Annotated in this window: 15 protein-coding genes; 6 read left to right on the top strand and 9 right to left on the bottom strand. The window is 68.8% G+C overall.

The features are described 5' to 3' along the window. Positions 1-8: 8 nt before the first annotated feature. A complete protein-coding gene (locus AC1DB8_RS03710; protein WP_441417188.1) occupies positions 9-890 on the top strand; it encodes a DNA-methyltransferase in 882 nt (293 codons plus the stop codon). 65 nt (positions 891-955) lie between these two features. Here the strand turns inward: AC1DB8_RS03710 and AC1DB8_RS03705 are convergent, their stop codons facing one another. Beyond that, positions 956-1,564 carry a MarC family protein gene (locus tag AC1DB8_RS03705; protein WP_441417841.1) on the bottom strand — a complete coding sequence of 203 codons (609 nt, stop codon included), beginning with the start codon at positions 1,562-1,564 and terminating at the stop codon, positions 956-958. A gap of 8 nt (positions 1,565-1,572) precedes the next feature. Continuing rightward, positions 1,573-2,418 (bottom strand): PHP domain-containing protein, encoded by an 846-nt coding sequence (locus AC1DB8_RS03700; protein WP_476892198.1) that lies wholly within the window; start codon positions 2,416-2,418, stop codon positions 1,573-1,575. Between the two features lie 71 nt (positions 2,419-2,489). Here AC1DB8_RS03700 and AC1DB8_RS03695 point away from each other — a divergent pair, with 71 nt between their 5' ends. Continuing rightward, positions 2,490-4,073: an aminopeptidase P family protein gene (locus AC1DB8_RS03695; protein WP_441417186.1), complete on the top strand. Its 1,584-nt coding sequence runs from the start codon at positions 2,490-2,492 to the stop codon at positions 4,071-4,073. Between the two features lie 88 nt (positions 4,074-4,161). On the opposite strand, the gene AC1DB8_RS03690 is transcribed toward AC1DB8_RS03695, so the two are convergent. After that, entirely contained in the window at positions 4,162-5,034 is an 873-nt protein-coding gene (locus tag AC1DB8_RS03690) for a YflT domain-containing protein (RefSeq protein ID WP_476892197.1), read from the bottom strand. Between the two features lie 77 nt (positions 5,035-5,111). Between AC1DB8_RS03690 and AC1DB8_RS03685 the strand changes: the two genes are divergently transcribed. From AC1DB8_RS03685 to AC1DB8_RS03675, 3 genes are read left to right on the top strand one after another with little or no spacing between them, the layout of a single operon-like run. Further along, positions 5,112-6,395 (top strand): magnesium transporter MgtE N-terminal domain-containing protein, encoded by a 1,284-nt coding sequence (locus AC1DB8_RS03685; protein WP_441417184.1) that lies wholly within the window; start codon positions 5,112-5,114, stop codon positions 6,393-6,395. Beyond that, positions 6,376-7,125: a DUF1003 domain-containing protein gene (locus AC1DB8_RS03680; protein WP_441417183.1), complete on the top strand. Its 750-nt coding sequence runs from the start codon at positions 6,376-6,378 to the stop codon at positions 7,123-7,125. Before AC1DB8_RS03685 ends, AC1DB8_RS03680 begins: the two co-directional genes overlap by 20 nt. Positions 7,126-7,137: 12 nt before the next feature. After that, positions 7,138-8,289 (top strand): Mrp/NBP35 family ATP-binding protein, encoded by a 1,152-nt coding sequence (locus tag AC1DB8_RS03675; protein WP_476892196.1) that lies wholly within the window; start codon positions 7,138-7,140, stop codon positions 8,287-8,289. A gap of 33 nt (positions 8,290-8,322) precedes the next feature. Here AC1DB8_RS03675 and AC1DB8_RS03670 read toward each other — a convergent pair whose 3' ends face one another. The 3 genes from AC1DB8_RS03670 to sigE form a co-directional block, all read right to left on the bottom strand. After that, positions 8,323-8,700: a twin-arginine translocase TatA/TatE family subunit gene (locus AC1DB8_RS03670; RefSeq protein WP_476892195.1), complete on the bottom strand. Its 378-nt coding sequence runs from the start codon at positions 8,698-8,700 to the stop codon at positions 8,323-8,325. A 101-nt stretch (positions 8,701-8,801) separates the two neighbouring features. Then, a complete protein-coding gene (locus tag AC1DB8_RS03665) occupies positions 8,802-9,965 on the bottom strand; it encodes an anti-sigma factor family protein (RefSeq protein ID WP_476892194.1) in 1,164 nt (387 codons plus the stop codon). A gap of 8 nt (positions 9,966-9,973) precedes the next feature. After that, complete coding sequence (gene sigE / locus AC1DB8_RS03660; RefSeq protein ID WP_175321762.1) at positions 9,974-10,609, bottom strand: RNA polymerase sigma factor SigE; 636 nt, start codon at positions 10,607-10,609, stop codon at positions 9,974-9,976. A gap of 235 nt (positions 10,610-10,844) precedes the next feature. On the opposite strand from sigE, the gene AC1DB8_RS03655 reads away from it, so the two are divergent. Further along, a complete protein-coding gene (locus AC1DB8_RS03655; protein WP_441417179.1) occupies positions 10,845-11,477 on the top strand; it encodes an O-methyltransferase in 633 nt (210 codons plus the stop codon). Positions 11,478-11,542: 65 nt separating this feature from the next. Here AC1DB8_RS03655 and AC1DB8_RS03650 read toward each other — a convergent pair whose 3' ends face one another. The 3 genes from AC1DB8_RS03650 to AC1DB8_RS03640 all read right to left on the bottom strand — a co-directional run bounded on the left by AC1DB8_RS03650 (position 11,543) and on the right by AC1DB8_RS03640 (position 13,674). Continuing rightward, on the bottom strand, positions 11,543-11,710 hold the full coding sequence (locus AC1DB8_RS03650) for a DUF3117 domain-containing protein (protein WP_079550332.1): 168 nt from the start codon (positions 11,708-11,710) through the stop codon (positions 11,543-11,545). Positions 11,711-11,935: 225 nt separating this feature from the next. Next, the gene (locus AC1DB8_RS03645) at positions 11,936-13,267 is read right to left on the bottom strand and encodes a hypothetical protein (protein ID WP_476892294.1); all 1,332 of its coding nucleotides are present in this window, start codon (positions 13,265-13,267) and stop codon (positions 11,936-11,938) included. Positions 13,268-13,272: 5 nt separating this feature from the next. Beyond that, a complete protein-coding gene (locus AC1DB8_RS03640) occupies positions 13,273-13,674 on the bottom strand; it encodes a DivIVA domain-containing protein (RefSeq protein WP_476892193.1) in 402 nt (133 codons plus the stop codon). Between the last annotated feature and the right edge of the window lie 32 nt (positions 13,675-13,706).

Below are 13,706 nucleotides of genomic sequence, written 5' to 3'. Positions count from 1 at the left end.
TCCCCTACATGACTGACACCGTCTGGGCGCCGGACGGCAGCAACCTGGTGGTTCACGCGGATAACGCGGAATACCTCCCGACGCTGCCGGACGGCGCCTTCACACTCATTTACGTGGATCCGCCCTTCAACACGGGCCGGGTCCAGCGGCGCCAGGAAACCAAAATGGTGCTCAACACCGGCGGCGAGGGCGACCGCGTCGGATTCAAGGGCCGCTCCTACGACACCATCAAGGGCGCGCTGCACAGCTACGACGACGCCTTCAGCGACTACTGGTCCTTCTTGGAGCCCCGGCTGGTCGAAGCCTGGCGGCTGCTCGCCGACGACGGCACCCTGTACCTGCACCTCGACTACCGCGAGGTGCACTACGCCAAGGTCATGCTGGATGCGATCTTCGGCCGCGAGTGCTTCCTCAACGAGATCATCTGGGCGTACGACTACGGCGCCCGGGCCAAGTTCCGCTGGCCGACCAAACACGACAACATCCTCGTGTACGTAAAGAACCCGGCGAAATACCACTTCGACAGCGCCGAGGTGGACCGGGAGCCGTACATGGCACCCGGACTCGTCACGCCGGCCAAGCGCGAACTCGGCAAGCTTCCCACCGACGTCTGGTGGCACACGATTGTCTCGCCCACCGGCAAGGAAAAGACCGGCTACCCGACGCAGAAGCCCGAGGGCCTGATCCGGCGGGTGGTCGCGGCCTCCAGCCGCCCCGGCGACTGGTGCCTGGACTTCTTCGCCGGTTCCGGCACGCTCGGCGCTGTGGCGGCCAAGCTGGACCGTCGGTTTGTGTGTGTGGACCAGAACCAGGCGGCCGTGGACGTCATGGCCAAGCGGCTCAGCGCGCACGCGTCGTTCACCGCGCTGCCGGGCTCAGACCCCAACTAGCTCGCATTAGTTGTCGTTTTGACGCCTCAAAACGACAACAAGTGCGAGTCAGTTGGGCGACGTCGTCAGGTCCAGCTCTTGATGAAGGCGTGCACGGCGTCGGCGATCATCTGCACCGCAATCGCGGAGAGCAGCAGGCCGGCGATCCGGGTGATGAGTTCGACGCCGTTCTCGCCCAGGGCGCGCTGCACGAGACCGGCGAACCGCATCGCCAGGTACAGGGACGCGAGTGTCACGGCGATCCCCAGCCCGACGGCGAGGTACTGCGCCATGCTGCCGGAGCGCTGGACGAACACCATGACGGCCACGATTGCACCCGGGCCCGCCATCAGCGGCGTCCCCAGCGGCACAAACGCGACGTTCTTGTACTTGGCGGCGTTCTCCTCGCCGCTGGTGGAGCCCGTGAGCAGCTGCAGCGCGATCAGCACCAGCAGCAGGCCGCCGGCCCCCTGCAGCGCGGCGAGCGAGATGTGCATGTAGTTCAGGATGGACTGCCCGAAAATCGCGAAGGTCACGATCACGCCCGTGGCCACGAGCAGCGCCTGCAGCGCCGACAGGTTGCGGTCCCTGGCGTCCATCTGGGCCGTCAGGGACATGAAGATCGGCACCGTCCCGGGCGGATCCATGATCACGAACAGCGTGACGATCACGGAGGCCAGGAGCTGGAGGTCAATCCACTCCATCAGCGCACCACGGACGATCCAGTGCCCAGTTCCTCGATCCGCGCGAAGACCTCGGGAGCGGTCAGGTTCTCGCCCAGCAGGTTGGGTTTGCCGGTCCCGTGGTAGTCAGAGGACCCGGTCACGAGCAGTCCGTGCTGTGCTGCGAGGCGGCGCAGGAAGGCGCGGCCCTCCTCAGGGTTGTCCCGGTGGTCGATTTCCAGCCCGGCCAGGCCGGCGTCGATCATCTCCCCGTAGGTGCGGTCCCTCACGATCCGCCCGCGGGAGGACGCCACAGGATGCGCGAACACGGGCACCCCGCCGGCGTCGCGGACCAGTTCGACGGCGTACACCGGGTCCGGCGCGTAGTGCTGCACCCAGTACCGGGAATGCGAGGTCAGGATCGATTCGAAGGCTTCGCTGCGGTCCTCGACCACGCCCGCGGCAACGAGGGCGTCGGCGATGTGCGGCCGGCCCAGGGTGGCGCCGGGGGCGACGTGGTGGATGACGTCGTCCCAGGTCAGCGGGTAGTCCTCGGCCAGCAGGCTGACCATCCGTTCGGCCCGCGTGAAGCGCGCGTCCTTGGCCTTGGTGATTTCCTCCAGCAGCCCGGGGTGCGCCGGGTCGTGCAGGTAGCTGAGCAGGTGGACGCTGATGCCCTCCCGAGTCCGGCAGGAGATCTCCATGCCGGGGACCAGCGCCACGCCGTTTTCCCGGGCGGCGGCGGAAGCCTCGGCCCAGCCGTCGGTGGAGTCGTGGTCGGTCAGCGCGACGACGTCGAGCCCGGCCCCCGCAGCGGACGCGATCACCTCCGCGGGCGCTTGGGTGCCGTCGGAAACATTCGAGTGGGCATGCAGGTCAATCCTCACCTCCCTAGCCTAGTAGATCCGCCGGGGCGGCTTGTTGGCCTAAGCCGCGCAGCTGGTGAGACGATGGGACGGTGAACGATGCAGATAACACCCAAGTCTCCGCTTCCCAGCCCCTCGAAGAGCGCGTCAACAACCGCTCGCAGCGGCCCAGCTCCGATGCCTTCAAGGCGTTCATGGCCAGCAACTGGGCCCCGTCCCGGGAACAGCTGCCGGAACTCGACGCCGTGGCCGGCCACGCCGCCGCCCGCCGCCGGGCCATCTCAGAGTTGTTCAAAGGTGAACGCCTGGTCATCCCCGCCGGCCCGCTGAAGGTCCGCTCCAACGACTGCGACTACCGCTTCCGCCCCCACTCGGGCTTCGCCCACCTCACCGGCCTGGGCCTGGATCACGAGCCCGACGCCGTGCTGATCCTGGAGCCGGCCGACGAAGGCAAGGGCGACGACGGCGGACACCACCGCGCGACGCTGTACTTCCGCCCGCTGGCCGGCCGCGACACCGAGCAGTTCTACGCCGACTCCCGCTCAGGCGAGTTCTGGATCGGCGCCCGGCCGACCCTCGCCGAGTTCAAGGCCCAGCTGGGCCTGGAGACCGCCGACCTGGCCGAACTCGAGCTCGCCATCACCAAGAACGTCGGTGCCCCGGAAATCGGCGGCATCTCCATCCGGCTGGTGCGCAAGGTGGACGAGAACATTGATGCGCTCGTGGACACCGCCCGCTACAACACCGCCAAGGATCCGGAGAACCTGGACCTGGGCGTGCTGGACGCGCTCGACGAGAAGCTCAGCGAGGCCCTCTCCGAGCTGCGCCTGATCAAGGACGAATGGGAAGTCGAACAGATGAAGACCGCCGTGGCCGCCACGGTTGAAGGCTTCACCGAAGTGGTCAAGGCCCTGCCGCGGGCGCTCACCCACCGCCGCGGCGAACGCGTGGTCGAGGGCGCCTTCTTCGCCCGGGCCCGCGAGGAAGGCAACGAGCTCGGCTACGACACCATTGCCGCTTCGGGCAACAACGCCACCGTGCTGCACTGGACCCGCAACACCGGCAAGGTCAACGCCGGCGAGCTGCTGCTGCTGGACGCCGGCGTCGAGGCCGACTCCCTGTACACCGCGGACATCACCCGCACCCTGCCGGCCAACGGCACCTTCTCCGAGATCCAGCGCAAGGTCTACGAAGCCGTGCTCGACGCCGCCGACGCCGGCTTTGCCGCCGCGCAGCCCGGCACCAAGTTCCGCGACATCCACACCGCGGCCACCACCGTTCTGGCCGAACGCCTCGCCGAGTGGGGCCTCCTGCCGGTGTCCGTCGAGGAAGCCATCAGCCCCGAGGGCCAGCAGCACCGCCGCTGGATGCCGCACGGCACCAGCCACCACCTGGGCCTGGACGTGCACGACTGCGCCCAGGCCAAGCGTGAACTGTACCTGGACGGGATCCTGGCCCCCGGCATGGTCTTCACGATCGAACCGGGACTGTACTTCAAGGAGGAGGACCTCGGCATTCCGGCGGAATACCGAGGAATCGGCGTCCGGATCGAGGACGACATCCTGATGACGGCGGACGGCCCGGTCAACCTGAGCGCGGCGCTGCCGCGGAAGGCCGACGACGTCGAGTCCTGGATGGCGGGCATCTACCAGGACGTTGAGGCGCAGCTGCCCTAGCAGCCGGGCAACAAGAAAGGGAGGGCCGCCGGTGATCCGGCGGCCCTCCCTTTCTTGTCCAGTGCCGTGCTTTGACTGCCTGGCGGCCTTAGCGCTGCTCGCCGTCCCGGCGGGGTCCGTCCGCGCTGGGTTCTCCCTGCCGGGGTTCGTTGGTGACCCGGACGCCGTACTGCGGCCGGCCGTCGGGCAGGTCCGGGTAGCTGACCCCGGAGGGGCGCACCGGCTCCTCCTCCGCGGCGGGCTCACCGGCGGCCGCCGGCTGGCCGGCGTCGGCGGTCCGCTGGCCATACGGGTCGCTCCAGCCCGCGGGACGCTGGGGCATCGGCCCCTGCCCCTGGTGGCCGGGCTGCTGCTGCTGCGGGCCCGGCTGTTGCGGACCGGACTGCCGCGGACCGGGCTGGAACGGCTGGTGCTGGTGGTCGTGCTGCTGGTAGCCCGCGGCGGAGGCGTCATGCTGCGTCATCGGCAGCTGGTGGAGCAGGCGGCGCGCCTCATGGGCGGCCTCGAAGGCCACCACGACGTCGTAGTTCGTTGCGACCACCTGGCTGGTGGAGGTGAAGTCACGCTTGCCGCGCTGCATGGCGTACGTGACGATGCCGAACAGCATAAAGAAGGCCGCACCCATCAACACCGAGGTGACGATCGAGAAGTAGCCGCCCGACTCCGAGAAGAAGGAGAGCATGACTCCCACGAAGAGGCCGAACCACATGCCGCTCAGCGCGCCGGAGAGCGCCACGCGGGGGTAGGTGAGCCGGCCGGTGACGCGCTCCACCATCTTCAGGTCATTGCCGACGATCGAGACCAGCTGCACGGGGAACTGCTGGTCCGCCAGATAGTCCACCGCCTTCTGGGCGTCCAGGTAGGAGTTGTAGGAACCGACGGTGTCCCCCTTGGGAACAGCGCGGGACTCGTCCGCCCCGCCGGGAGCGCCGGCCTTTGGACCACCAAAAATGTTAGACATACGCCCATTCTCACCCATCCAGCTGGGCAGCGGCTGCAAATTCAGCTAAAAGAGAGCGGACTCGGTAGCCTGTAGGTGTGAGCACAACTCTTTCGCGGGTATTTGTCGCGCGCCTCCTCGGACTGGACGTCTTCGACCCACTGGGCGACCGTCTGGGCCGGTTGCGCGACGTCGTCGTGCTCTCCCGCGGCAACCGGGGCGCCCCGCACGTGGTGGGCATCGTCGTCGAGGTCCCCGGCAAGAAGCGCGTCTTCGTGCCGATGACCCGGATCACCTCGATCGACCAGACCCAGGTCATCTGCACCGGGCTAGTGAACCTGCGCCGGTTCGAACAGCGCGGCGCGGAAACCCTCGTGGTCGCCGAGATGTTCGACCGCCGCGTGACCCTGGCCGACGGCAGCGGGGACGCCACCATCGAGGACATCGCGATGGACCGGCACCGCTCCGGCGACTGGTTTGTCAGCAAGCTCTTCGTCCGCCGCGGCCACTCCCTCTCGCCGCTGAGCAGGCTGCGCCGCAACGAAACCATGATCATCGACTGGGCAGACGCCCAGCAGGGCGCCCGCACCGAGCCCCAGGCCGCCACCCAGTTCGTCGCCACCCACGAGGACCTCAAGCCCGCCGACTTTGCCGAGGCCCTCCAGGAGATGAGCGACAAGCGCCGCTTCGAGGTCGCCAGCGAGCTCCAGGACGAACGCCTCGCCGACGTCCTGCAGGAAATGCCCGAGGGCGACCAGGTGGAAATCCTCTCCGCCCTCGACGTCGAACGCGCCGCCGACGTGCTGGAGGAGATGGACCCCGACGACGCCGCAGACCTCCTCGCCGAGCTCCCCAGCGCGCAGGCCGAGGAACTGCTGCAGCTGATGGAACCCGAAGGCGCCGAGGACGTGCGCCGCCTGCTCGAATACGACGAGGACACCGCCGGCGGCCTGATGACGCCCGTTCCGGTCATCCTGCCCCCGGAAGCGACCGTCGCCGAGGCCCTCGCCCACGTCCGGCGCGAGGAGCTCTCCCCCGCGCTGGCCTCGTCGATCTTCATCGCGCGCCCGCCGCTGGAGACGCCGACGGGGCGTTTCCTCGGCGTCGTGCACATCCAGCAGCTGCTGCGCTACCCGCCGCCGGAACCGCTGGGCAACCTGGTGGACAAGAACCTCGAGCCGGTCTCTGACCAGGCCCACATCAGCGAGGTGGCGCGCACCCTGGCTACCTACAACCTCAACTCACTCCCCGTGGTCAACGAAGACGGCCGACTCGTCGGGGCGGTGACTGTTGATGACGTGCTTGATCATCTGTTGCCCGACGACTGGCGCGCCCACGATGACGACGCCCCGATAAGGAAACTTGGAGGCCGCATTGGCTGATATCAGCACACCACGGAACCCCAACGTCCGCCCGGGAGCCCGGACCACCGGCGGCCTTGATACCCCGCTGAGCGGCCGCGCCCGGATCCTGCCCAAGTTCTCCCCCAACCCGGATGCCTTCGGCCACGCCACCGAGGGCTTCGCCCGGTTCATGGGCACGCCGACGTTCCTGGTCTACATGACCGTGTTCTGCGTCTTCTGGCTGGTCTGGAACACTTTTGCGCCGAAGGAGTGGCAGTTCGACTCCCAGGCGCTCGGGTACACGCTGCTGACCCTGATGCTCTCCCTGCAGGCCTCCTACGCCGCACCGCTGCTGCTGCTGGCCCAAAACCGCCAGGACGACCGTGACCGCGTCTCGCTGGAGCAGGACCGCCAGCGTGCCGAACGCAACCTCTCCGACACCGAATACCTGACCCGGGAACTTGCCTCGCTGCGCATCGCCCTGCGCGAGGTCGCCACCCGCGACTACGTCCGGGCCGAGCTGCGCAGCCTCCTTGAGGACATGCTCGAAGCGCAGGAGGAACTGCGCACCCACGACCCCTCGGCCGGCGTACACGAGACCCCGCGGGACAAAGTCAAGGAAAAGCTCAAGGAACGCCGCGACAAACAGCGCAGCCCGCGTACCCAGCAGATCCCCCGCGTCAGGAGCGAGGCAACGCCGGACAAGCAGTCCGGTTCCGGTCCGGACGCTACCGGCGCGCCGGCGCACCGCACCTTCCCCGAAAGCTGAGCCAAGCCCGCAATGAGCACCCCGCAGGGATCAACCCCGGCATTCCCCCTGGACCAGGCCGTGCACGCCGCACTGGCCACCGTGATCGACCCGGAACTGCGCCGCCCCATCACCGAACTCGGCATGGTCGATTCCGTGGACATTTCCGGCTCCGGCCACGTACGGATAGCCGTGCTGCTCACCATTGCGGGCTGCCCGCTTCGCGGCACCATCACCGCGGACTGCGAGGCGGCCCTGGCCGCCGTGCCGGGCGTCACCGCCGTCGACGTCGAACTCAAGGTCATGTCCCAGGAACAGCGCGACGCGCTCAAGGAGCGGTTGCGCGGCCCGGGCGGTGCGCGCGGCATCCCGTTCAACGCGCCGGGCTCCCTGACCAAGGTCTACGCCGTGGCGAGCGGCAAGGGCGGGGTGGGGAAATCCTCGGTGACCGTGAACCTGGCCTGCGCCCTCGCGGCCCAGGGGCTGCGGGTGGGGATCGTCGACGCGGATGTGTACGGCTTCTCGGTCCCGGCGCTGATGGGCATCAGCCAGGCACCCACCCGGGTGGACGACATGATCCTGCCGCCGGTGGCCTACGGCGTCAAGGTCATCTCCATCGGCATGTTCGTCACGGGCAACCAGCCGGTGGCCTGGCGCGGGCCGATGCTGCACCGCGCCCTCGAGCAGTTCCTCACCGACGTCTACTTCGGCGACCTGGACGCCCTATTCCTGGACTTGCCGCCGGGCACGGGCGACATCGCCATCTCGGTGGCCCAGCTGCTGCCCAGGGCGCAGATCCTGGTCGTGACCACTCCCCAGGCCGCGGCGGCCGACGTGGCCGAGCGGGCCGGGGCGATCGCGGTCCAGACCGGCCAGTCAGTGGCCGGCATCGTGGAGAACATGTCCTATCTGGAAATGCCCGACGGCGGCAGGATGGAACTCTTCGGCAGCGGCGGAGGCGCCGTGCTCGCCGAGCGTCTCTCCGCCACCGTTGGCACCGACGTGCCGCTGCTGGGCCAGATTCCGCTCGACATCCTGCTTCGCGAAGGCGGAGACACCGGCGTTCCGCTCGTGCTTGGCCGGCCCGAAACTCCGGCAGCGCTGGCCCTGGCGGGCATAGCCGGCAGTCTGGCTGCCAGCCCGCGCGGGCTGAAAGGGATGTCGCTGGGCCTCCAGCCCCGCTGACACGGGCCGCACCGGGCCCGCCGGACGTCCTGTTTAGGTTGCCTCGGAGTCGAACGGTGCAGCCTCGCCCTCCGGCAGCCGCTCAACGACCCGGGCCGGCCGGCGCTCTTCGGCGGTGGCGACGGCGGCAGGCGCACCGGCGCTCACGGGCTTGGTGTCGTCCTCCAGGAGGGCTTCCTTGATGATCCGGCGGGGGTCGTACTGCCGGGGGTCGTACTTCTTCCAGTCCACATCGTCGATGTCGATGCCGACTTCTTCCTTGATCTGCTCGCGGGCGCCGGAGGCCATCCGCCGGATTTCCTTGACGATGTTGGCCAGCTTCTGCGTGTATTCGGGCAGCCTGCTGGGTCCGATCACCAAAAGGCCGATGATCAGCAGAAGTATGAACTCCGGTCCGTTGATTCCAAGCACCCTAGGAAGATTACCCTCTCAGTCCTGTGCGCGACGATTCCAGAAAACGCTGCCCGGGCCTGGCTGACGGGCCCCCTTACGGTGCGGCGCCATGGTGTGCGTCATCGTGCCAGCAGCTCCACAATCCGTTCCAGGCCCCGCTCAAGGCGGGCCGGGACTCCCTCCGCGCCGTGCGCCGTCGGGGCCTTAACGGGATGGGCATGCACCAGGGCGCCCACGCCGTCGTCCGCCTGCTCCGCCGGGAGCTCGGAGATATACGTGAAGGTGGCCGTGGACGTCCGGTAGATGGCGCGGAAGGGCGCCTCTTTGTTGATCCAAAGCGAGCCGGCCGGGGCGGCGGGGCCAACCGCCGCGGCGGCGTCCAGCCGGGCGGCAACGAAGCCGTCCTCGGTGGCCGGATGCCCGGTCAGCACGTTCACCGGCGGCCCGGCGGCGGGCTGTGCTGGGCCAGGCTGTGCTGGGCCAGCCGCCCCGGGGGTCGGCCGCACAGTGCCGGCCGTGCCATGCTGGTCGGCGGAGACGTCCGCGTGTTGTTCCAGGACCGTCGCAAAGTGCCGGCCGTCGGTGAGGCGAAGCTCCAGGAGTTTCGAGCCGTCGGCGACCCCGCCGCGGGCCCAGACGAGGTGGTAGCCCAGCTCCCGCAGTTCCGGGCAGGTCCAGCCACGGGCACGCAGTGCGGAGAGCTGTTCGGCGCTCAGCGAGCCGGCCGGCGTGACGTCCGGCTCGCCGCTGAGCTTCCACGCGGCCGCCGAGATGCTCTCGGAAGACAGGGCCGGGCCGGACGGACCCGACCCGGGAAAGGCCGAGGTGAACGCCTCGTCGGCGGGCAGCGCCGTATCGCTGCCCATGAGGTAGGCGGCGCCGCCCATCAGGACGGCGGTGGCAGCCACGCCGCCGGCGATCTGGACAGCGAGCCGCAGCGGCCGCCCCTGCTGTGGCGGCGTCCGCCGCGGCGCAACCGAGGTCGGACCGGGCGCGGGAGCCGCCTCCGCATCCTGCTGCCCGGCGGCCAGGACGCCGGTGCGGGCCAGCAGGCGGGCGGTCAGGTCTTCGCTTGCGGCGGGCACAGCGGCACCGCGCAGCCGTTCGAGGTATTGGCGTTCGCGCTGCAGCCGGGCACGGCACGCGGTGCACCGCTCAAGGTGTTTCCGGCGCCGCTCCTGGGCCCTGCCGGTGAGCGGCTGCGCGCCCGTCCGGACCCGGCCCGGTTTCCGGCCGAAATACGTGCACGTGAGGCCCGCGAGGAAGTGTTTCAGTTGACCCATTGCCTGGTTCAGAGGAGGCCGGCGATGCGGGGCATCTTGAGCCGGGGCTTCAGTGACTGCTTTGCGGCCGGCTGCGGCCTGGGGTCGCGGTGGGCGAGCTTCTCGCGGAGCATCGTCCGGCCGCGGTGGATCCGGGACCGGACGGTGCCGAGTTTGACGTCCAGGGCCACGGCAACCTCGTCATAGGACAGGCCCTCTAGGTCGCAAAGCACCACGGCGGCGCGGAAATCCGGCGGGAGCTCCTCGAGGGCGGCCTGCACGTCCAGATCGAGGTTGTTGAATTCAAAGCTCTGCTCCGGACCGGGCTCGCGGCCGGGAATGCGCGACTCGGCGTCCTCGGCCAGCGCATCGAAGCGGATCCGGCTCTTACGCCGGGCCTGGTCGAGGAAGAGATTGGTGGTGATGCGGTGCAGCCAGCCGTCGAGCGTACCGGGCTTGAAGTTGTCCAGCGAGCGGAAGACCCGGACGAAGACTTCCTGGGTGAGGTCCTCGGCGTCGTACTTGTTGCCCGTGAGCCGATACGCCAGGCGGTAGACCTTGGCGGAGTGGTTGGTCACCACCTCTTCCCACGTCGGCCTGACCCACTCGGCCTCGGCCGTGGGCTGGGACTCGTCAGTTACCGGGACAGCTGCCACAACCGACATTGTCCACTCCCCTCGCGGATGGTGCTTACGCCTGGATGGCACTTGCTGCTGCAAGCCCCTACACCCCTAGATTCGGCGCCGATCACCACGCGGATGAGCGGATATCCATCATTTCAAAATAAGCTGGGAATTTCCTGACGTGGCCGGTTCTTCCGCCCACGGCGGAACGCAGAAGACCGTGCGGGACACAGTACGCTGTATGAAACACTCCCCTCCTGCCCGGAAAGCGATACCCATGAGCGCCGATAAGTCCACGAGCTGGTCCTACGCAGAAGATCTGCCTGCCGAGGATGAGGTCTTGTTGCACGCGCGCGAACGGTCTTTCGAACTGGGCGTCACCCCGATCGGGCCCGGCGTCGGCGCCGTCCTGACCGTACTCGCAGCCGCCTCCAAGGCTCAGACCGCGGTGGAAATCGGCACCGGGGCCGGCGTTTCCGGCGTCTGCATCCTGCGGGGCCTGGGGCCGCAGGCGGTGCTGACGACGATCGACGTCGACGTCGAACACCTCCGAGCCGCGCGGGAGTCCTTCCAGGAGGCCGGGAGCCCCGCCAACCGCACGCGCACCATTTCCGGCCGTGCCGGCGACGTGCTGCCGCGCCTGACCGACGGCGCCTATGACCTGGTGTTCATCGACGCGGACAAGCCCAACTACCCCAGCTACGTGGAGCAGGCCGTCCGGCTGCTCAAGTCCGGCGGCCTGCTGATCGTCAACGACGCCTTGGACAAGGACCGCGTCTCCAACCCCGCGGCCCGCGAGGCAACCACCGTCGTCCTGCGCCAGGTCGGCAAATCCATCCGCGACGACGACCGCCTCGCCTCAGCCATGCTGCCCACCGGCGACGGTTTGCTGGTGGCGGTCAAAAAATAGCCCGGGCTGCCGGAAAGGGGCCCGCTGCCAACCGGCTGCGGGCCCCTTTTCCTGTGACGAAAAGGCTATTCGGTAACGCCGACCAGGCATTCCTTAAGATTTGTCGCTTCGGCAGCGTTGAGTTCGACCACAAGCCGTCCCCCGCCTTCGAGCGGAACCCGCATGATCAGGCTGCGGCCCTCTTTGGTCACTTCCATAGGGCCGTCGCCGGTGCGTGGTTTCATAGCCGCCATGAGGAATATCCCCTCCAGTAGTCCCGTGACTTACCAGCCCGGCCGGGCTGTGTCCGCTTGGTCAAACAAGACGCCTGGCGGCCGTGATGGCAGCCGCCGTGGCTCAACACTCAGTTTTCCTTTGCTTACGGCCCATTATCCCGTAATTACGCGCTTGTAGCTAATCGATGGACTTTTTATGCCCCTTGGGAATGTCGCGCTTACGGCAGGAAAACGTGTTCGGCGTCACGGCGGATAGTCGCCGCCGCCGGGCAATTGGGCCCACGCCCAAAGCCACACGATCCAGACGATTTGCAGCAGAATAAACATGACAACAACCGTCGCGCGGTAGGCGCGGGAGCGGGATACGAGTGCCGCGCCGAGGGCCAGCGGGAAGAGCGGCAGCAGCATCCGGAAGGTGCTGGTCTGCGGGTGCAGGAACACCAGCAGATAACCCACGTAACAAACGCACCACAGCCGCAGCTCCGTGCCCAGCGCCGCCACGGGACGGGACATCATGAGCAGGACAAAGGCGGCCACGAAGACGAACGGCGCCAGCAGCCCCAGGACGGGTCCGAAGAGCTGGACGCCGGTGTCGAACCAGGGTTTGAAGGGCACCAGGTCATGCCCGCGCCACACCGTTTCGGTCTTGGTGTAGGCCTGGACGTCGCCCGTGACGGCCCAGGCAAACGCGGGCCACAACAGCGCCCCCAGGCCGCTGACGGCGGCAAGGCCGGCCAGCGACCACAGCTCCCCGGGGCTATGGGTCCCCGCGGCGGGCGGCCCGGCGGCGGAGGTCCCGGCGGCGGGGGTCCCGGCGGCGGGCATCCCCAGGTCGGGGCTGTGCACCGCACCGGTCCGGGGCCGGCCGCGGACCGTCGCGACGAGGCTCGGGTACACGCGGCACAGGAACAGCAGCCCGACCATCGCGGCGAACGGCACGCCGGTTGGCCGCGACAGGCACATCAGCAGCACCACCGGCATGGCCCAGAGGTAGCGCCGGCGCAGGACGAGCAGCAGCGCCGCGGCCAGCAGCAGGAGATTCAGGGACTCCGCGTAGGGAACCTGCAGCACCGGGGAGACGGGGAAGGTGGAGAAGAACACCGTGCCCCAGAGCGCCGTGCGGTGGGTGGCCTTGTGCCGGAATAGCCGGTAGACCACGAGGGCCGCCGCCAGTCCGGAGAGCATGGCGATGACGGTAAGCGCGGCGGCGGGCGCGATTCCGGCCAGCCCGGCGAGGGTCCGGCCCAGCAGCGGGAAGATCGGGTAGAAGGCCCATGTGTTTTCCTGCACCGCGCCGGCGTCGTCGGTCGGCAGTTGGGCGGGATAGCCGTTCCGCAGGGCCTCGCCGTACCAGCGGGCATCCCAGATGTTGATGAAGTTCCAATAGTCGGGCTTCGCCGGAAACCACGGGTTCACGCCCTGGTGCAGGGCGGCCGCCATGAAGATGCAGGCGCTGACCAGCCGCGCGGCAAGGTAGATGCCGCCGACCTGAAGCCACCACGGCCAGCGGGCGGCGCGCGTGCCGGCGGCCGCAATCCGGCTCCACACGGCGGAGTTCAGGCCCTCCTGAGCCACCGGGGTCACGGGGCCGGGTCCGGGTCCGGGTGCCGTTCCGGCGCCCCTTCCGGCAGCGGGTGTTCCAGCGGGGGTAGTTCCGGCGTCGTTGCCTCACGCTCCGTGCGGAGCCGGGCGATTTCGCGGTCCTTCCGGGCGATCTGGTCCCGCAGCTCGTCGAGGACCTGGTCCACCTGGTCCATCCGGTAGCCGCGCAGCCCGACGCCGAACCTGATCCGGTCGACGTCGGCCGGGTCCGCGTCGGCGGGCAGCAGCACGGCCGGCAGCGAGGCCACCGGCTCGTCGAAGCCGTCGTTGAAGGGCTGTTCGCCGGCGCCGCGGCGGAAGATCCGCGGCACCAGGTCGGTGCCGACGAGGATGGCGACGGCGGCCAGCACGATCGCCACGAAAACCAGGAAGAAACTCACAGCTCCATCGTGCCAGACCCGGCCGTGCGGGC

It is taken from the genome of Arthrobacter sp. 10N410, from assembly GCF_056394945.1.
Note: the sequence above shows the minus strand (reverse complement) of the source record. Positions and strands in the feature narration are given on the sequence as shown.

What these genes read in the sequence shown, in the direction of transcription:
- AC1DB8_RS03710 (WP_441417188.1), top strand. Translation starts at nt 9, where the DNA reads ATGACTGACACCGTCTGGGCGCCGGACGGCAGCAACCTGGTGGTTCAC.
- AC1DB8_RS03690 (WP_476892197.1), bottom strand. Translation starts at nt 5,034, where the DNA reads ATGTCTAACATTTTTGGTGGTCCAAAGGCCGGCGCTCCCGGCGGGGCG.
- AC1DB8_RS03675 (WP_476892196.1), top strand. Translation starts at nt 7,138, where the DNA reads ATGAGCACCCCGCAGGGATCAACCCCGGCATTCCCCCTGGACCAGGCC.
- AC1DB8_RS03665 (WP_476892194.1), bottom strand. Translation starts at nt 9,965, where the DNA reads ATGGGTCAACTGAAACACTTCCTCGCGGGCCTCACGTGCACGTATTTC.
- sigE (WP_175321762.1), bottom strand. Translation starts at nt 10,609, where the DNA reads ATGTCGGTTGTGGCAGCTGTCCCGGTAACTGACGAGTCCCAGCCCACG.
- AC1DB8_RS03655 (WP_441417179.1), top strand. Translation starts at nt 10,845, where the DNA reads ATGAGCGCCGATAAGTCCACGAGCTGGTCCTACGCAGAAGATCTGCCT.
- AC1DB8_RS03650 (WP_079550332.1), bottom strand. Translation starts at nt 11,710, where the DNA reads ATGGCGGCTATGAAACCACGCACCGGCGACGGCCCTATGGAAGTGACC.